Consider the following 16,904-nt stretch of genomic DNA (forward strand, 5'->3'; position numbering starts at 1 on the left):
GCCCCGCCCCCAGCAGCCACCGGTGACGATGTATCTGCACTTCCCCTTCGTCACGGTGCCTATCCCGATCAACCCACCGCCGCCGCCCGGCCCGTAGGCACGTGGCAAACAACCTCGACTGAGCGCACACTGGCAGTTACGACATCGAGCGCCAAGGAGGTCGCGTGGGCGAGCACAGTGGATTCGGGTTCGACCCCGAAGAGTTCGACCGAATGATCCGGGAAGGCAGCGAGGGGCTGCGCGACGTGTTCGAGCGGGTCAGCAAGTTCGTGGCCGGACCCGGCGTCCGGACGGGGTGGTCCGCCGTTTTCGACGACCTGTCGCGGCGCCCGCGCAGCGCCCCCGAAACCGCGGGCGAGGCCGGTGAGGGTGTGTGGGCCATCTACACGGTGGACGCCGACGGCGGCGCGCGCGTCGAACAGGTCTATGCGACCGAACTCGACGCGCTGCGGGCGAACAAGAACAACGTCGATCCCAAACGCAAGGTGCGTTTCCTGCCCTACGGCATTGCGGTCAGCGTCCTGGACGACGACCAAGACGCGGCCGACGACGACGCCGAAGAGCCTGCGTAACAGTCGTTTTCGCTCAGCCCAGCTGCACCACGTTGGAGCCGCCGGAGTTGGTGATCTTCGGCGCGCCCGAGTGGTAGGTCACCTTGTTGTTGAAGCCGGAGGCGTCGATGGCCTCGACGGCCTCGACCGTGACCGAATTCTGCACACCCGATACCGACAAGCTGGCGCAATGGCCGGTGATCGTCACCGTGTTGGAAACCCCACTGACGTTGACGATGTTGTCGTTGCAGGCGATGGCCCGGTTCTCGTTGACACCGGCGACGCTGAGTTCGGTGCCCGGCGGTGCGGTGGGCGACGCCGACGGCGAGGGCGATTTCCTGCGTGACGGGACGGGGTTGGTCGACATGCTCGGTGGGCTGAACGTTGTGGAGATGGTCGGCGGCGAGGCGATGATCGACCTCACGCCGGAAACTTGGTGTGCGGCAAAGGCGGCGATGCCGCCCGCCAGGGCCAGTACGCCGATGACGACGAACGTGCCGACGATCCACCAGGCGCGGTTACTCGAGGGGCGTTGCTGGAATGGCTCGGAGAGCGGGCCGCCGGGGGTCCACGTCGGCGGCGGGGTCGGCGCGCCCGCCGGGCCGGACGGGTAATTCTGGCCGGCGGCCTGCGAGCTGCCCTGCTCTGACGCCCGCGCCGTCTCGGCGAGCGGGCGCTCGAGTTCCCGGATCCGGTCTTCCGGGTCGTCGTTTGCTGCCATGGGAATGAATATGCCATTCGCTTCTGCGTTTCCGGGCCGTTCGGTAGTTTTTACGTCCGTGCCCGATTTGCCGAATCGCCAGGTCCTCCTTCGTCGCCGCCCGTCCGGGCTTGTCCAACCGGATGACACGGAACTGGTCACCACTCCCGCGCCCGAACCCGCCGAGGGCGAAGCGCTGTTGCGCACCACCTACGTCGGGATCGACGCCGCCGCCCGCACCTGGCTCGACGACCAGCCCAGCTACCTTCCGCCGGTGCAGCTGGGTGAGGTCATCCGGGCGGCCGGCATCGGCGAGGTGGTCGCGTCGCGGTGCGACGCCTACGCCGTCGGCGACGTCGTCACGACGCTGACCGGCTTCCAGGAGTACGCGATCATCCGCGACGACCTGTTCAGCACGCCGATCCCGGGCGAGGACGACCAGCTGGCGATCATGTCGGTCTACGGGCCGACCGGCGCCACCGCCTATTTCGGGATGACCGACATCGGCCGGCCGCGGCCCGGGGAGACGGTGGTGGTGTCGGCGGCCGCGGGGGCCACCGGGTCGGTCGCGGGGCAGATCGCCAAGATCGCCGGCGCCCGGGTGGTGGGCATCGCGGGCGGGCCCGAGAAATGCCGGGCGGTGGTGGAGGACTTCGGGTTCGACGCGTGCATCGACTACAAGAACGACGACGTCGCGGCGGCGCTCAAAAAGCATTGCCCGCAACGCGTCGACGTCTACTTCGACAACGTGGGCGGTCCCATTCTCAACGCCGTGCTGGGCCGCCTGGCGGCCCGCGCGCGCGTCGTCCTTTGCGGCGTCATCTCCAGCTATCTGACCGGGGATCACCCCGGGCCGGCCAACTACGTGAACCTGCTGTCGAAGACCGCCCTGATGCAGGGGTTCAACGCGCTCGATCAGTGGGGCCGCTTCGACGAGGCGTTCGCCGCGCTACGCCAATGGGAGGCCGAGGGCCGACTTCACCACCGGCAGACCATCTTTGAAGGCATCGAGTCGTGTGTCGACGCCCTCAACGGCCTGTTCACCGGCGTAAACGTCGGCAAGACCCTGGTCAGGCTGAGCGAACCCAGCCCCCGCTAGGCCGCGCCGAGCACCCGGTGCAGCGCTTTGCGCGCATCGGTCAGCGCCTCGAGCACCTTGGTTCGGGTCTCCGCGAGCTGCTGCTTCTGCTCCTCGGTGCCCGTCCATGCGATGGTGCGGGCCAATCCGGCGATCTCGAAGAATTCCTTGCGGATCTTCACCACGTCGCCGAACTTGGCCGCGCGACCCAGGAACGCGTGGGCGGTCTCGCTGCTGATTCCGCGCCAGGCCAACAGGTTTCGGCCGAGCTCGGTCAGCGTCGCGACGCCGCCTTCGACGGTGACCACGCCGCGACCGGCGAGGATGCCGATCGCAAGCTCGGCCACGTCCTGCGGAGGGGTGAACGCGCCGCCGGTCGCGTCTGACACCCGTTGCACCACTTGCCCGGCATCAGCCGGCCCGTCCAGCAGCAATGCCGCGGTGACGAACGCCGCGCGCTTGAGGCCGTGGCGGCCCTTCTTGCCGAAGGGGGCGAAGCCGGGACCGCCGGTGCCCGGGCCGCCAAAAGCTGGGCCGCCGAACCCCGGACCACCAAAGCCCGGACCACCGAACCCCGGACCGCCAAAACCCGGACCGCCGAAACCGGCACCACCGACACCACCGAAGAATCCATGAGACATGGTTGTTTTCCTTTCGCAGACCATCAATCTCCTTGATACCACCGGGTCGAGGGATGTCAACTAACTTGATGCTTGCGGCGTGAAATCCCTGGAAGTAGGTCGCCTGGCTGCTATCGTCGCTTGTTTATGCCAGGGGGATGGCGGCAATCGGTCGGCGCGCGGGACGTGAGTGGGAGAACCGCGCGCGGATCGGGTGCGCGTATTGCGCGCGGACCCCGGCCGCGGGATGCATATGCATGCCACCCCACCGCGTGGTTTCATAACACCGTTTGCGAGAGTTGCCTGGGGAGAGTCCGCCGAGCTTGACGAGCCGGCTTTGAACGATTGGTGGTTTAGATGGATCGTCGCAGCATGATGTTGATGTCGGGCCTCGGCATGATCGGGGCTGCGATGCGCTTGCCGGGCGCGTGGGCCACCCCGTCGGGCCCGTCGGTGCCCGCCGCGCCGTCGGCCGGGGGTGGCGGCTTCATCTTCGCCGACGAGTTCGACGGCCCGGCCGGTTCGGCTCCCGATCCGGGCAAATGGACCATTCAGACCTGGCAGGACGATGTGTTCCCGCCGGTCGCGGGGATCTACCGCGACGACCGCCGAAATGTGTTCCAAGACGGGAACTCCAACCTCGTTTTGCGGGCCACCCAGGAAGGGGACACCTACTACGGCGCCAAACTGCGGGGCAACTTCCGCAGCATGATCAACCAGACTTGGGAAGCTCGGATAAAGCTGAATTGTTTGGAGCCGGGCCTTTGGTCCGCGTTCTGGGGCGTCAACGAGGATCCGCTGCCCGACGGCGAAGTTGACCTTTTCGAGTGGTACGGCAACGGCTCGTGGCCTCCGGGGACGACGGTGCACGCCGCGTCGAACGGCAAGACGTGGGAAGGCAAGTCGATCCCCGGGATGGTCGACGGCAACTGGCACACCTGGCGAATGCATTGGGGCGAGGAAGGATTCCAATTCGCCCGAGACGGGGCGCAGTACTTCAGCGTTTCGAACAAACCCATCCACGTCCACGGCGGCGCTCCTGACGACTTCCGGTGGCCGTTCAACAACCCCGGCTATTGGATGACGCCCATGTTCACCCTCGCGGTCGGTGGCGTCGGTGCCGGCGATCCCGCGGCGGCGACCTACCCGGCGGACATGCTCGTCGACTGGATCCACATTTGGTGACTAACGCTGCGCTTTGAGCACCTGAACCAGGTTGAACTGCCAGCGTTCGACCAGTCGGAAGCCCAGATCATGCGGCACCGCAAAGGCGGTCGATGCCCAATAGCGTGGGCCCGGTGGCAGCGCAGGGCCCTGCTCGTGCGCGGGCTGGGACGGGTCGGCCTGGGTGATGATCCAGACGACGTCGCACTGGCTCAACGGCCTGGCCACCACCTCGGGGATCAGATTGGTGTCGAACACGTCGTTGCGGTCGGTCGCCCGCTGCCACAGCGTGAGATCGATCAGCTTGCGATAGGCGTCCGGGCGTGCCGCCATCAGCGGGCGCATCGGCGCCGGCATGAACGTCACTGTGTCGTTCACCAGTAGGCAATCGCCCGGCGCCGCCTTCGCGCTGATCAGATCGGCGACCTGGCTGTAGTCCATGCCGTATTTGGCATACGGGTTGCGTTGCACGCGAACATAATTCGGCGCTGCGGCCACGGCGAAAAGACCGACGATCGCCGCGGCCACCCACGGCTTGACGGCCACGGCGCCGGTGCAGACGCCGAGGACCAACGCCAGTGCGGGCGCGGTGAAGCACAAGTAGCGCGGCGTGTAGATCGGGTGAACCAGCGCCGAATACACCACGATCGCGGCCGTCGGTGCCGCAAGCCACCCCGTCGCGAGCACCAGCAGTTGGCGCTGCGTGCTCGTCAGAAGCACGGAACCGCTGAGCCACAACATGATTGCCGCACCGATCAGCAGCGCCGCCAACACCGCGAACGGCGGGCATCGTTCGAAATACTGTTGCATCAGCACGTCTTCGACGGTGCGGTGACCGATGGGCGCGACCCAACTGATCTGGTGTGCCTGCCCGGCGACCGTCATCAGGAACGGCAGCAGCGCGGCCACGGCCGCGGCCGACGCAATCGCGAAGCCCAGCAACGTGGTTCGGCTGCGGTGGAAGGCGCCTACGAACACGACATACGCCGCCAGCAAGAGCGCAAGGTACGCGTCGAGCACGATCGAGCAGCCCAACGCGACGGCGTACGACAGCCACAGCCACGCGGCGTCACGGCGCGCGGCATGAACCAGCAGGACGGTCAGCCACACCGCGGCCATCATCGACAGCGCATAAGGGCGGGCCTCGATGCCCGCCCACGTCGCCCGGGGCAGGATCGCGCAGAACGCACCGGCGGCCACCGCGACGGTGCGGCAGGAGAACTGCCTCCCCAGCACCACGACGCCGGCGGCCGCGCTGCCCACCGCGAGGGCGCTGGGCGCGCGCGACCAGAACTCGGTCGGCGGGAAGAGCTGGAACCACCCGTGCATGAGGACGTAGTACAAACCGTGGACGGCGTCGACATTGCCCAACATGTGCCACAGCTGGGTCAGCGACCGGCTGTAGGCGGCCGAGATGGTCGCGGCCTCGTCGTACCAGAACGAGGGCCGGGCGGCGCCGGCCATGCTCACCGCGGCCGCCACGATCGCGACGATCAACGGGTCCATAGCGGCCGGTGCCGCCCATCGGCGACCGCCCGGCGCGCCGCGGCGACCGCCTGACGCTTCGGTAGTTCCGATGCTCACCGAACCGCCCGGGACGTCGCGGTTTGGCTGAACACACCGCTATGTTGCCAGAAGCCAACCGGGCCGATCCGGGGGCTCAACGGGGCGTTCATTCGAACGTATGATCGATCAATGGGTCCGCTCGCGTCCATCGGGTACAACGGACAACCGGTCCGCAGCCCGTTTCGGGTGGTCCGTCCGGCGATCGCGGTTCTGGTCGACCTGACGGTCCTTTTCCCGCGCGAGCCGCACCGCTCGGGGCGATACCAGCCCAATGGTCTGCAGCTGCACAAGGTCGTCGAAGGGTGGCTGAGCTGCTGGGCCCTGTGCGAGCAGGGCGACTGGTGGGGCTTGGTGACCTATCCCGTCGCCTACGGATCCAAGCGCAGAACCGTGACGCACTGGGTGCCCGCGTGGACGCTGCGCCGCAAAGGCTGACCGGTGCGGTCAACCGCTGCGTGAGCGCCACGCCAATGCGATGATTGCTGCCCGTGGACGCAAGTTGGGCGTCGGTGCTGGGCAAACTCGTCGCGTTGGCGGCGGTCATCGCGCTGTCACCGATCACGGTCATTCCCGCAGTGCTGGTGCTGCACGCGCCGCGCCCACGCCCGGCCAGCCTCGCCTTCCTGGGCGGCTGGCTGCTGGGGCTGATGGCGCTCACCGCGGCTTTCGTCAGCGGCTCGGAGCTGCTCAGTGGCTTCCACGCGACCCCACCGAAATGGGCGTCCTGGGTGCGGCTGGGCTTCGGCGTGGCGCTGATCGCACTGGCGGCCTACCACTGGTTCACCAGGCATCGCCAGCGCAACATGCCGCGCTGGATGCGTTCGTTCTCCACGCTCTCGCCGGCACGCGCCGCAGTGATGGGCGCGGTTCTCGTGCCGGTGCGGCCCGAGGTGCTGATCCTGTGCGCGGCCGCCGGTCTGGCCGTCGGCAACAGCAGCCTGAGCGCCGGTGGTCAGGTGATCGCGGCCGCGATCTTCGTCGCGCTCGCCGCGACGACGGTCGCCATCCCGATACTGGCTTACGTCGGCGCCGGTGACCGCCTCGACGATGCCCTGGAACGTCTCAAAGCCTGGATGGAGGCCAACCACGACGCGATGATGGCCGTCATCCTGTTCCTGATCGGGTTGATCGTGCTCTACAACGGGATTCGCACGCTGGCGTGACCCGGCTCGGCTTGAGTACGGCGCGTTTCGCGCCACGCAGGCACGGCGATGGCAGGATGTCGCCCGTGGCAGGAAGCTGGGGGACGGTACTGACTGGGCTCGTTCCGCTTGGACTGGTCATCTCGCTCTCACCGCTCACGGTCATTCCGGCGGTGTTGGTGCTGCAGGCGCCGCGGCCGCGGCCGAGCAGCCTTGCGTTCCTGGGCGGCTGGCTGCTCAGCCTGTCCGCGCTGACGGCGCTCTTCGTCGCGGCCTCCGGTCTGCTGGGCGGCCTGGACAAGGCGCCTCCGCGGTGGTCATCGTGGCTGCGCGTGGTGTTTGGGTCGGCGCTGATCGGCTACGGCATCTACCGATGGCTCCACCGGCACGGTCAGGGCGAATCCCCGGCCTGGATGCGCTCGTTCGCCAGCATCACCCCGGCCCGCGCCGGGATCATCGGCGCGGTGCTGGCCGTGGTGCGCCCGGATGTGGCGCTGATCTGCGTCCCGGCGGGATTGGGCATCGGCACCAGTGGACTGGGCCTCGCCGGCGACTGGGCGGCCGCGGCCTTCTTCGTGGCCATCGCCGCGTCGAGCGTCGCGATCCCGATATTGGCGTACGTGGCTGCAGGTAGCCGCCTCGACGACACGCTGGCGCGGCTCAAGGAGTGGATGGACCGCAACAACGGCGCCCTGCTCGCGGCCGTCTTCGTGGTGATCGGCGCGATGGTGCTCTACCACGGGATTCACGCCCTGTAGCCGCCGTCGGACAGGCCAGCGTCCTCTTCGAACTTGTTCACCGCGCCAAAGGCCAACTCGCGTAACAACTCCCGGCCGTAGCCGGCGAGCATGCCCAAATACCCCCGGTTTGCCCATTGCGCGGCGTGCCGCTCTTCGTGGTGCAACACCCGATCCAGGTCGAGGCGGCTGACACGGGGCGAGCCGCTGCCGTCGAGACACCAGGCATGCCCGGATGAGACGACCTGGCAGAGCTGCCCGCCGGGGTCGGCGGGCTTGCCCGTGTTCATCATGAAGATGTCACCCCAGGTGGTGCCCCCGCGCTGGCTGAACAGCCGTTGGATCCAGTTACCGCCCAGGCCCATGAGCATGCCGTTGGGGGTGGCGACCAGGCGTCCGCCGTTGCGGTGCACGAAGGGGACGTCGCGGCAGTAGCTCCAGCGATTTGCGTTCTGCCGGAACATGATTCGTGTCACCTCTGCGGCACTGTAGGGGGTGGCCGGAAAGTCGGTCGGCCGCCCGCCCCGCTTACCGTAGCCGGTATCCGCGTTGAGGATGTAGGTCATCAGCGCGGCGTCGCGGGCCCGGGCGCCGTCGGCGTAGGGCGGGATCAGGAAGAACGACTTGCCGTGGGGGTCCTCGAGCTCGGCCATGCCTTGGAGGACCCCGAAGCGTGCGGCCGTGACGTCGTGCCGCCGGGCGATCTCGGCGACGACGTGCGCGGCCACGCCCCGGCGTTCGGCGTTGTCCCGCCACCTCATGCAATAGCCCTGTGCGTCCATGTCTTCGGACCAATTTAGGGTGTAGCGAATGAACAGGGGGCGCCGACAACGCGCGCGCGGCATCAAGCAGATCACCCGGGGACTGGGCACGCTGGACCGAGAACTATTCGATGCCATCGCCGAGACGGACACCCCGCTCCTGGACACGGTCATGCCGCCGCTGACCCGGGCGGCGGACCATTCCAAGCTCTGGGTCGGCATCGGCGCGGCGCTGCTCGCCACCGGCAGGCAAAGCGCGCAGCGCGGCGCCACCCGGGGATTGGTGACGCTGGCCGCCACCAGCCTGGTCACCAACCAGGTGGCCAAGCGGATCCGCCGCCGCCCGCGCCCGGGCTATGACCTGGTGCCCTTGATCAGGCAGGTCCGCCGGCGCCCGGCGTCGAACTCGCTGCCGTCCGGACACTCCGCCAGCGCCGCCGCGTTCGCCGTCGGGGTGGGGTTGGAGAACCCGCCGCTGGGGTTCGGGCTGGCGCTGCTGGCCGGGTTGGTGGGTCTGTCACGGGTGGCGACCGGCGCGCACTACCCCGGCGACGTCATCGCCGGATTCGGAATCGGCTCGGGCCTGGCCGTGCTGGGCGGGCGGCTCGTCCCGCCGATCGCCGAAACCGCCCGTCCCCGGACCGAACCGTTGCGCGTCGCCGCGCCGCAGCGGCCAGATGGCGCCGGCGTCGTCCTGGTCATCAACCCGGAGTCGGGCAGCGGCACCGGCGCCCGGGTCGTCGACCAGGTGCGCGCCGAGCTGCCCAAGGTCGACATCCGCGAACTGGGCCCCGACGACGACCCTGTCCAGGTTCTGCGCGGCGCGGCCGAACGGGCCGAGGTGTTGGCCGTGGGTGGCGGTGACGGCACCGTCGCGGCCGCCGCGGGTGTGGCCATCGACGCGGGTCTTCCGCTGGCGGTCTTTCCCGCCGGGACGTTCAACCACTTCGCCAAGGACATCGGCTGTGACACCGTGGCCAAGACGGTCCACGCCATCCGACGCGGTCACGTCGCGTGCGTGGACCTGGTGTGCCTCAACGAAACTCAGATGGTCCTCAACACCGCCAGCATCGGCGCGTACCCGGCCTTCGTGCGGCGCCGCGAAAAACTCGAGAAACGCATCGGCAAGCCAATGGCCGGCCTCTACGCCATGTTGCGCACGCTGCGCAAGGACCAGCCCGTGCGCATCCGCTACGACAACAAGACCCTGCTGACGTCGCTGTTCTTTGTGGGCAATTCGCTGTACCTGCCGACCGGGTTCGCGCCGTCGCGACGGACCCGCATGGACGACGGCCTCATCGACGTCCGCATCCTCGAGGCCGGCCGCCGCTGGGCGAGGACCAGGATCCTGACCGCGCTCGTTCTGGGGCGCCTGGAGCGCAGCCCGCTCTATCACGAGTTGCAGGTGCCGGAATTCAGCTTCAGCACCGTCGACGGTCCCACGGTCGTCGCCTGCGACGGCGAGGTCGGCGACAAATACGACGAGGCCAGCTTCAGCGCGAAGTACCGAGTCCTTCCGGTGTTTCGTCCTCTGCGCGACGAACGGTGATTCCCTCGGTGAGGTCGCGCACCCGCGCGTAGTGCGCCAGCACCTCGGGCGCGGGGTCGGCGGCGTATTCGTCGGTCGTTGGCGGATTCCACGCGGGCGGACGGGGTGACCCAGTCAACGCCCAGGCGGCCTGGCGCGCCGCGCCCAATGCGACGTATTGCGCCGGCGTGGGTGCGAGCACCGGCATGCCGAACACCGTGGGGGCGATCTCGCGCAGCGCCCGGGATTGCGCGCCGCCGCCGACGAGCAGGATGCGGCGCGCGACGACACCGTGCGCGGTCAGGTGCCCGATCCCGTCAGCGAGCGAGCACAGCAGTCCCTCCACCGCGGCACGGGCCAGATTGGCCGGGGTCGCATTGGCCACCCGCAGGCCGTGTAGCGCCCCAGTGCCGTTGGGCCGGTTGGGAGTCCGCTCGCCCTCCAGGTAGGGGACCAGGACCAGCCCCGCGCTGCCGGGAGACGCCGACAGCGCGAGCCGGGACAGCTCGTCCTGGCCGACTTGCAGCATCGTGGCGGCGGCCTCCAGCACCCGCGCCCCGTTGAGGGTGCACACCAGCGGGAGATAGCGCCCGGCGCCGTCGGCGAATCCGGCGACGTATCCCGCGTCGTCGCGGACCGGACTCGCGGTGACGGCGGCCGCCACGCCCGAGGTTCCGATGGAGACGATTACGTCGCCCTCCTCGGCGCCCAGGCCCAGCGCCGCGGCGGCGTTGTCGCCGAGCCCCGCGCCGAATGTGCTTGCGCCGCCATCGCTTCGGCCCGATGGGCTGAGCACGGTCGGCAGTTGGGGACGACGGCCGCGCAGCGCCAGTTCCAGCAGATCGAATCGGTAAGCGCCCGTTGCCGCGTCGTAGTAGCCGGTGCCGCTGGCGTCGCTGCGGTCGGTGGTCAGGGCCGCGATGTCTGACTCGTCGCGCAGCCGCCAGGTCAGCCAATCGTGCGGCAGGCAGACCGCCGCGGTGCGGTCGGCGTGCTGCGGCTCGTGATCGGCCAGCCAGCGCAGTTTCGCCACAGTGATCGCTGCCAGGGGCACGACGCCGACGGCCTGGGCCCAGGCCCGTGCGCCACCGAGCTCGCCGACGAGTGCGCGCGCGGCGTCGGCCGATCGCACGTCGTTCCACAGCAGCGCGGGGCGCACCACCCGTCCGATTCGGTCGAGGCACACCATGCCGTGCTGCTGCGCACCGACGGCGACCGCCTCCACGCCGTCCAGGCCACCCGCATCGGTGATGGCCTTGCGGGCGGCGATTTCCCATGCCGCCGGGTCGATTTCGGTACCGTGCGGGTGACCGGCGTGTCCCTGGCGCACCACCCGGCCGGTGACGCCATCGCACACCAGCACTTTGCACGACTGTGTCGACGAGTCGATGCCGGCGACCAGGGTCATTATTCGTCGGCACCGATCAGCGCCCGCAGCGTCGCGCGGGCGCCGTTGCGGTGCAGCGAGTTCAGCGCCCACAGGTAGGACTCGCGGAAGCGTTCGTCGTCGACGAGATCGCCGAACACCGAACGGTTGGCCACGAATGCGACCGGATTGTCGCGTTGCGCGCGGGCGATCGGAACAAGGGAGTCGGCGAGCCGGTCCACCACCTTGATCGGCTGGCCTTGTTCATCGGCGCCCTCGGCGTAGCGCGCCCAGCTCGCGACGATCGCCGCGGAGAGCCGCACCGCGCCGCCGGTGCGCAGATTGTCGCGCACCACCGGCAACAACCACTTCGGGATGCGATCCGAGGACTCGGCGCACAACCTGGCGACGGTATCGCGGATGTAGGCGTTGGCGAAGCGCGGTAGCAGGCCGGCTCGGAAGTCGTCCAGCCCCGGGATGCGCTGCAGCGTCGGCATGGCTTCCGAATCCAGGTAGCGGGCAACGAACTCGGCGATCAGTGGATCCTGGGCGGCGTCGTGCACCAGCCGGTATCCGGCGAGATAAGCGAAATAGCACAGGCCCTGGTGCGACGCATTGAGCAACCGCAACTTCATCGCCTCATACGGCGCCACGTCGTCGACGAGCTGTACCCCGGCTTGATCCAACGGTGGCCGGCCGGCGGCGAAGTCGTCCTCGACAACCCACATGGCGAACGGTTCCGCGATGACCGGCCAGGCATCGGCCACACCGAATTCGGAGTCCAGCCGCTCGATCACGTCGGGCGTGGTCACCGGCGTGATCCGGTCGACCATCGAGTTGGGGAAGGTGGTCTTTTCGCGTATCCATTGCGCGAGTTCGGGATTGATCTGTTCGGCGTACGACGTGAAGACGTGTCGCGCCATGTCGCCGTTCCCAGCTATGTTGTCGCAGGAGACGATCGTGGGGGAAGGTACGTCGCGCTCGCGCCGCCGATTGCATGCCTCGGTGACCAACCCGAACACCGCGCTCAGTGGTGGCTGATAGCCGCCCTCGGTGATGGTCAGCGAGATAATCCGGATGGCCGGATCGGCGAGCAGATCGACCACCGAGCCGGGATCGTCAGGCGCATAACGGTAGTCGACGATGGAGCCGATGACCCGCGGTTGGCGCGTGCCGTCGGGGTGTTCGAGGATCAGCGTGTAGAGGTGGTCCTGGCCGCGCAGCGCGTCGCGCATGCGCCGGTCACCCGGCAGCACACCGATTCCGCAAATCCCGAAGTCGGTGGCGAGCCCGTCGCTGAGCAGCCGGTCGATGTACATGGCTTGGTGGGAACGGTGAAAACCGCCGACCCCGAAATGCGCTATGCCGACGCCGATTTGGCTGCGATCATATGCCGGGACCGGGATCTTGAGGCCGGTCAGGTTCGCTGCGTTGAGCTTCACTCGAGGTCACCTTAGCGCGGACCGCCGCGCGCAGGGGTCAAAACGCTTCAGGCGTTGGGGCACAGATCGCGCAGGGCGAAGATCACCACGTCTGCGGCCTGTCGGCCGTTGATCCCACCGGTGCCCTGATCGGCGTCCGAGCGTTGCAGCGCCAACGCCTCCAGCTGTTGCGGAGAAGCGCCCCACGAAAGCTGCTGGCAGATGTCCGCACCCATCTGCAACAGCTCCGGGTCGCCGCCGTTCACGGCGTGGATTCCGGCGCTGTGCAAGTCGTTGATGAAGGTGGCCTGGTCGGCGTGAGCCGGGGCGGCGCAGAGGACGCCGACGAGCACAAGCGGGCCACTTGCCAACGCCGCGCCCACGAACCGGCCAAACTGCGTGCGTGCGGACATCAACCTTCTCCTCGTCTGCGCCCGATGCGGATGATGCACTTTTACACAAAGGTGCGAAGACCCGCTGCACAAGATCCGGAGAGTGAACAGTCGGCCAAGAACGGCGATGGGAATGACACCACCTGCGGATGGCGCGCAACCAATCGGGACCGCGCCGTCGGGCCGGCGAACCGCGTGAGTGTCAGATGAGCGCTAACCGTTGGGGCAAAGATCACGCTCGGCGTAGCCGACGATGTCGTTGGCCTGCTGCGGGCTGAGCCCGCCAGCCCCTTGCCTTTCATCGGAACGTTGCAGGGCCAAACCCACGAGCTGGGATTCGGGAGCGCCCCACGACAGCTGCTGGCATACGTTCAGGCCCGCCTGCAGCAGGGCACCGTCACCGCCGGTGACGGCATGCACCCCGTCTCGGTGCATGTCATTGAGGAAACTGGTCGCGTCGGCCTGCGCTGGGCCGGCCCAGACAAGGCTGGTGAGAAGCGGGGCGCCGAGCAGAGCGGAACCGATGAACCCGGTGGTGAGACGACGTGGGGACATAGCCTCTTCTCCTCGTTACGTCAACAGTTCTAATCTCGATGTTAACTTCCACGTAACCTCTAAAGCGATAACTGTTCACCAACAGTTTCCTGTGAAGGACCTGCGGAAAGATAAATTCCGTGAAATTCGAAGTCCGTCCCGGCAACCATCGACCTGGGACTTTTAGTGGCGGTTTGCCGTCTTCAGTAGCTTTTTGCGCGGTTTCGGCCGGGCCGATAAGAGACAGCGGCATGGGGGGTTGGGCCTCGACGGCACGGTCGCGGCGGTGACGCGCCAAGGCATCGGACCTGGTGCCCACGATTCGTGACACCGTTGTGACGTCACCATTTGGAAACGGTGCGGTGCGGCGTGGCGCGTGTCGGGCGTGTCCTGCTGACAATTGGCGCGGTCGCGAAAGTGACCTCGGTACGGCTAGGTGGGCCTGCTGCACCACTGCGCAAATAGCTGAGCGTGAATGAAGGAGAGTTGACGCTGATGGCGATCGTCGATCGGTTCAACATCAAAGTAGTTGCCGGCGTGGGGTTGTGCGGAGCTGCTATCGCGTTGAGCCCCGGCTCGGCGGCCGCCCCGCTGATCACGGGTGGCAACGCGTGCATCGAGGGGCAGGCCGGCGAGGCGCCGGCCGCTGGTGGTCCGGCCGCAGGCGCTGGGCCCGTGGCCGCGGGTGCGCCGGCCGCCGGGGGCATGTGCGCGGCGCCCATGATTGATATGTCCGGCGTGCCGATGGCGGTGCCAGGCCCCGTACCGGTCGGCGCTCCGGTGCCGATCGTGCCGCCGCTTCCCCTTGCGCCGCCTATTCCGGTAGTGCCGCCGCTGCCGGTGGTGCCGGCCGGTGCGCCGCTGATCGCGCTCGGTGGGGCGGCTGCCGGTGCTCCCCTGGACGCGGCCGCGCCGATCATTGACATGTCCGGTGTGAAGGATGCGCCAACCGGTCCCGCGCCGAGCGGCGGACCGGTGCCGGGTCAGCCGGTTCCTGCCGGTCCCTCGGGCGCGAGCTGAGGCCTATTTCGGATTGAACGGGACGGGCCCGCTGGTTTGTTACCAGTGGGCCCGTCCCGTTGTTGCCGCCCGCCGTGCGCGCACCACCCCGACAGCTGAGCGCGCAGCCGGAAAAGGCAATTACGCCAACATGATTGACGCTCGCACCGGGCTTACGACTGGGTGCGGGTTTCCTAATTGTAAGTCGAGTCCACGACCATCACCGGGTCGCCGACGTTGACGTGGTCGTAATACCACTCGGCGTCCTCGGGACTCAGGCTGATGCAGCCGTGGCTGACGTTCTCGAGCCCCAATGAGGAGACGGCCCACGGCGCCGAATGCACGAACAGGCCGCGGTCGGTGATGCGGACGGCGTAATTCACCGTGAGCAGGTAGCCGTTGGGATCGTCGACGGGAATGCCTACGCTGCTCGAATCCATGGTCACCGCAGAGTCTTTGGACAACACCGTATACGTGCCGACCGGCGTCGGGTATTCCGGCCTACCCATCGATGCGGGCATCACGCCTTGCTCGCCGAAGTGCGGCCGGTGGTGCGGCGCCGGCAGTGAGGTCGGTGGTCCCGCCTGGATCCCGTCGATGCTCACAGTGAAAGTGTGGTCGGAGATGTTGGCGACCCCGACCACGGCAGGGCCCGTTTTGATCTCGGTGGTCACGCCGCCCACCGTCAGTGCAATCGTGCTGTGCGCCGGCCAGTATCTGTCCGGAACCCACTGCGCGACATCGTTGTTAAGCCACTCGAACTTGCCGGTCATCGCGGGCGTTGATCTGACTTCGATGGAGCGCTCGGCCGCCTGTCGATTGGCTACGGGCGCGGTGAATTTCACCAGCACGGGATGTGCCACGCCGACCACCTCGTCGCGAGCCGGCGAGACCGACGCGATCGCGAACCCGTGCGACTGGTTCGACGCCGCCAGGCTCACGTCGGCCGGCGTCACGACAACACTCGCAGCGGCTCCGATCACCGCAAGAACACACCGAACACCCGTCCGCATGGCTCCAATTCCTTTTGCATGACCTAGTTGTAACAGGAATGATAAGTGTGCGATGAGCTGCGAAAGTGTAAGGGCGCGTTGATGGTTGGCCACGCAACGGTCACGTTTTGGCCAAGGGTGCCCAGTCCGCCAGCCGGCGGTGAATTGGGATCGTGTTGTGACCCGCCCGTGGCTTGAGTCTCCGCGATTCGGATGGGCCACTCACGACAGCGCCGAACCGGTCAGCAAAGACAATCGGTGAACTGCAGACCAATATGGCGAAACGCTGGCGCCGGCCGATGGCGGGTCGAATACTGAGTGGATGAGTAGGCCCGTACCGCCCGTGCTGACGGTTCAATCGAACTGGTCACGGCGCAGTTTCGCCGCCGGTCACGATGTCGTGGTGGGAAGTGACCTGCGCGCCGACATGCGCGTGGCCCATCCGCAGATCGCCCGCGCGCACCTGCTGTTGCGTTTCGATCGCGGCAAATGGATGGCGATCGACAACGGATCCCCGACGGGGATGTTCGTCAACGGCGGCCGGGTTGGCGCCGTCGACATCCGGGACGGCCAGAGCATCAACGTGGGAGGTCCCGACGGGCCGCGGTTGAGCTTCGTGATCGAAAGCCACGACAGGACGGTGGGCCAGCTGCCGCCAACGGTCGAGGGGATGGCGGCCCTCGCGCGCCCCGGCGCCCCGCGGCCGCCTCGTCCGGAGCACCTGCAGCAGCCCGGTGGCTCCTCGCCCCGCATCGCGCGACCGCAACCCGCCCCGCTCCGTTACGCGCGGGGCGGCCCGCCGCCACCGGCACCGCAGCAGGCCAGCGGCCCGCGCCGCGCCGTCGGCTATCCGAACCAATCGTTGACACCCCGCGGACCCCAGCCGGCACCGCCGGCCGAGAGGCCCGCCCAGCCGGCGGCAAAGGGCCAACTGACCGAGATCGGAGCGGAAGCACTCGAAGCCGCGCAGTTCGACAGCACCAACCTGCGGCGTGCGATGCAGCGGTCTCGTTCGACGCTCGCTGCGCCACCCACGGGCGCCGCCGTGATCGGTCGCGCCGAAGACAGCGACGTCGTCATCCCCGATGTCTTGGCGTCGCGCCATCACGCCTACTTGGTGTCGAGCCCGACCGGCACGGAGATCCACGACGCGCACAGCATCAACGGCACCTTCGTCAACGGAACCCGGATCCTGTCGGCGCCACTGACCGAGGGCGACGTGGTCACCATCGGCAACGTCGACCTGGTGTTCAACGGTGAGATCTTGCTCCGCCGTGCCGAAGCGGCCACCCGCACCGGCGGCCTGGAGGTGCGCGAGGTCGACTTCGAAGTCGACAGCAAACGGTTGATCCA

General features: G+C 68.0%; 17 protein-coding genes and 1 pseudogene. 9 read left to right on the forward strand and 9 right to left on the reverse strand.

Features of this window, described 5'->3' with window-relative positions:
- Window positions 1-212: 212 nt before the first annotated feature.
- Window positions 213-572 (forward strand): hypothetical protein, encoded by a 360-nt coding sequence (locus A5753_RS23235; RefSeq protein WP_369829349.1) that lies wholly within the window; start codon window positions 213-215, stop codon window positions 570-572.
- Between the two features lie 13 nt (window positions 573-585).
- Here the strand turns inward: A5753_RS23235 and A5753_RS23240 are convergent, their stop codons facing one another.
- Window positions 586-1,272 carry a DUF3060 domain-containing protein gene (locus A5753_RS23240; protein ID WP_067134210.1) on the reverse strand — a complete coding sequence of 229 codons (687 nt, stop codon included), beginning with the start codon at window positions 1,270-1,272 and terminating at the stop codon, window positions 586-588.
- A 58-nt stretch (window positions 1,273-1,330) separates the two neighbouring features.
- Here A5753_RS23240 and A5753_RS23245 point away from each other — a divergent pair, with 58 nt between their 5' ends.
- Entirely contained in the window at window positions 1,331-2,350 is a 1,020-nt protein-coding gene (locus A5753_RS23245) for an NADP-dependent oxidoreductase (RefSeq protein WP_067134213.1), read from the forward strand.
- On the opposite strand, the gene A5753_RS23250 is transcribed toward A5753_RS23245, so the two are convergent.
- Window positions 2,347-2,970 carry a hypothetical protein gene (locus A5753_RS23250; RefSeq protein WP_067134216.1) on the reverse strand — a complete coding sequence of 208 codons (624 nt, stop codon included), beginning with the start codon at window positions 2,968-2,970 and terminating at the stop codon, window positions 2,347-2,349. The genes A5753_RS23245 and A5753_RS23250 overlap by 4 nt on opposite strands.
- A 336-nt stretch (window positions 2,971-3,306) precedes the next feature.
- On the opposite strand from A5753_RS23250, the gene A5753_RS23255 reads away from it, so the two are divergent.
- A complete protein-coding gene (locus tag A5753_RS23255) occupies window positions 3,307-4,134 on the forward strand; it encodes a family 16 glycosylhydrolase (protein ID WP_067134219.1) in 828 nt (275 codons plus the stop codon).
- Here the strand turns inward: A5753_RS23255 and A5753_RS23260 are convergent, their stop codons facing one another.
- Window positions 4,135-5,619, reverse strand: a complete 1,485-nt coding sequence (locus A5753_RS23260; protein ID WP_067134223.1) for a glycosyltransferase family 39 protein — start codon at window positions 5,617-5,619, stop codon at window positions 4,135-4,137.
- Between the two features lie 189 nt (window positions 5,620-5,808).
- Between A5753_RS23260 and A5753_RS23265 the strand changes: the two genes are divergently transcribed.
- The 3 genes from A5753_RS23265 to A5753_RS23275 all read left to right on the forward strand — a co-directional run bounded on the left by A5753_RS23265 (window position 5,809) and on the right by A5753_RS23275 (window position 7,579).
- Window positions 5,809-6,114, forward strand: a complete 306-nt coding sequence (locus tag A5753_RS23265; RefSeq protein WP_067134226.1) for a hypothetical protein — start codon at window positions 5,809-5,811, stop codon at window positions 6,112-6,114.
- Window positions 6,115-6,188: 74 nt separating this feature from the next.
- Complete coding sequence (locus tag A5753_RS23270; protein ID WP_197694780.1) at window positions 6,189-6,842, forward strand: GAP family protein; 654 nt, start codon at window positions 6,189-6,191, stop codon at window positions 6,840-6,842.
- A gap of 65 nt (window positions 6,843-6,907) precedes the next feature.
- Entirely contained in the window at window positions 6,908-7,579 is a 672-nt protein-coding gene (locus A5753_RS23275; protein WP_067134291.1) for a GAP family protein, read from the forward strand.
- On the opposite strand, the gene A5753_RS23280 is transcribed toward A5753_RS23275, so the two are convergent.
- The gene (locus A5753_RS23280) at window positions 7,567-8,340 is read right to left on the reverse strand and encodes a hypothetical protein (RefSeq protein ID WP_067134247.1); all 774 of its coding nucleotides are present in this window, start codon (window positions 8,338-8,340) and stop codon (window positions 7,567-7,569) included. The genes A5753_RS23275 and A5753_RS23280 overlap by 13 nt on opposite strands.
- A gap of 28 nt (window positions 8,341-8,368) precedes the next feature.
- Between A5753_RS23280 and A5753_RS23285 the strand changes: the two genes are divergently transcribed.
- A complete protein-coding gene (locus tag A5753_RS23285; RefSeq protein ID WP_067134250.1) occupies window positions 8,369-9,868 on the forward strand; it encodes a bifunctional phosphatase PAP2/diacylglycerol kinase family protein in 1,500 nt (499 codons plus the stop codon).
- Here A5753_RS23285 and A5753_RS23290 read toward each other — a convergent pair.
- The 4 genes from A5753_RS23290 to A5753_RS23305 form a co-directional block, all read right to left on the reverse strand.
- On the reverse strand, window positions 9,813-11,255 hold the full coding sequence (locus A5753_RS23290; RefSeq protein WP_067134253.1) for an FGGY family carbohydrate kinase: 1,443 nt from the start codon (window positions 11,253-11,255) through the stop codon (window positions 9,813-9,815). The genes A5753_RS23285 and A5753_RS23290 overlap by 56 nt on opposite strands.
- Complete coding sequence (locus A5753_RS23295; protein ID WP_067134256.1) at window positions 11,255-12,655, reverse strand: mannitol dehydrogenase family protein; 1,401 nt, start codon at window positions 12,653-12,655, stop codon at window positions 11,255-11,257. The genes A5753_RS23290 and A5753_RS23295 overlap by 1 nt, the downstream gene beginning before the upstream one ends.
- A gap of 47 nt (window positions 12,656-12,702) precedes the next feature.
- Complete coding sequence (locus A5753_RS23300; protein ID WP_067134259.1) at window positions 12,703-13,047, reverse strand: DUF732 domain-containing protein; 345 nt, start codon at window positions 13,045-13,047, stop codon at window positions 12,703-12,705.
- A 192-nt stretch (window positions 13,048-13,239) separates the two neighbouring features.
- On the reverse strand, window positions 13,240-13,581 hold the full coding sequence (locus tag A5753_RS23305) for a DUF732 domain-containing protein (RefSeq protein WP_067134262.1): 342 nt from the start codon (window positions 13,579-13,581) through the stop codon (window positions 13,240-13,242).
- A gap of 465 nt (window positions 13,582-14,046) precedes the next feature.
- Between A5753_RS23305 and A5753_RS23310 the strand changes: the two genes are divergently transcribed.
- Window positions 14,047-14,580, forward strand: coding sequence for a hypothetical protein (locus A5753_RS23310; protein ID WP_082971452.1), 534 nt, complete (start codon window positions 14,047-14,049; stop codon window positions 14,578-14,580).
- A gap of 173 nt (window positions 14,581-14,753) precedes the next feature.
- Here the strand turns inward: A5753_RS23310 and A5753_RS23315 are convergent, their stop codons facing one another.
- Complete coding sequence (locus tag A5753_RS23315; RefSeq protein ID WP_067134268.1) at window positions 14,754-15,572, reverse strand: L,D-transpeptidase family protein; 819 nt, start codon at window positions 15,570-15,572, stop codon at window positions 14,754-14,756.
- Window positions 15,573-15,978: 406 nt separating this feature from the next.
- On the opposite strand from A5753_RS23315, the pseudogene A5753_RS25275 reads away from it, so the two are divergent.
- A pseudogene (locus tag A5753_RS25275) lies at window positions 15,979-16,794 on the forward strand (FHA domain-containing protein); the annotation flags it as partial.
- Window positions 16,795-16,904 lie beyond the last annotated feature (110 nt).

The organism is Mycobacterium sp. 852002-51971_SCH5477799-a (assembly GCF_001667145.1).
Lineage (GTDB): Bacteria > Actinomycetota > Actinomycetes > Mycobacteriales > Mycobacteriaceae > Mycobacterium.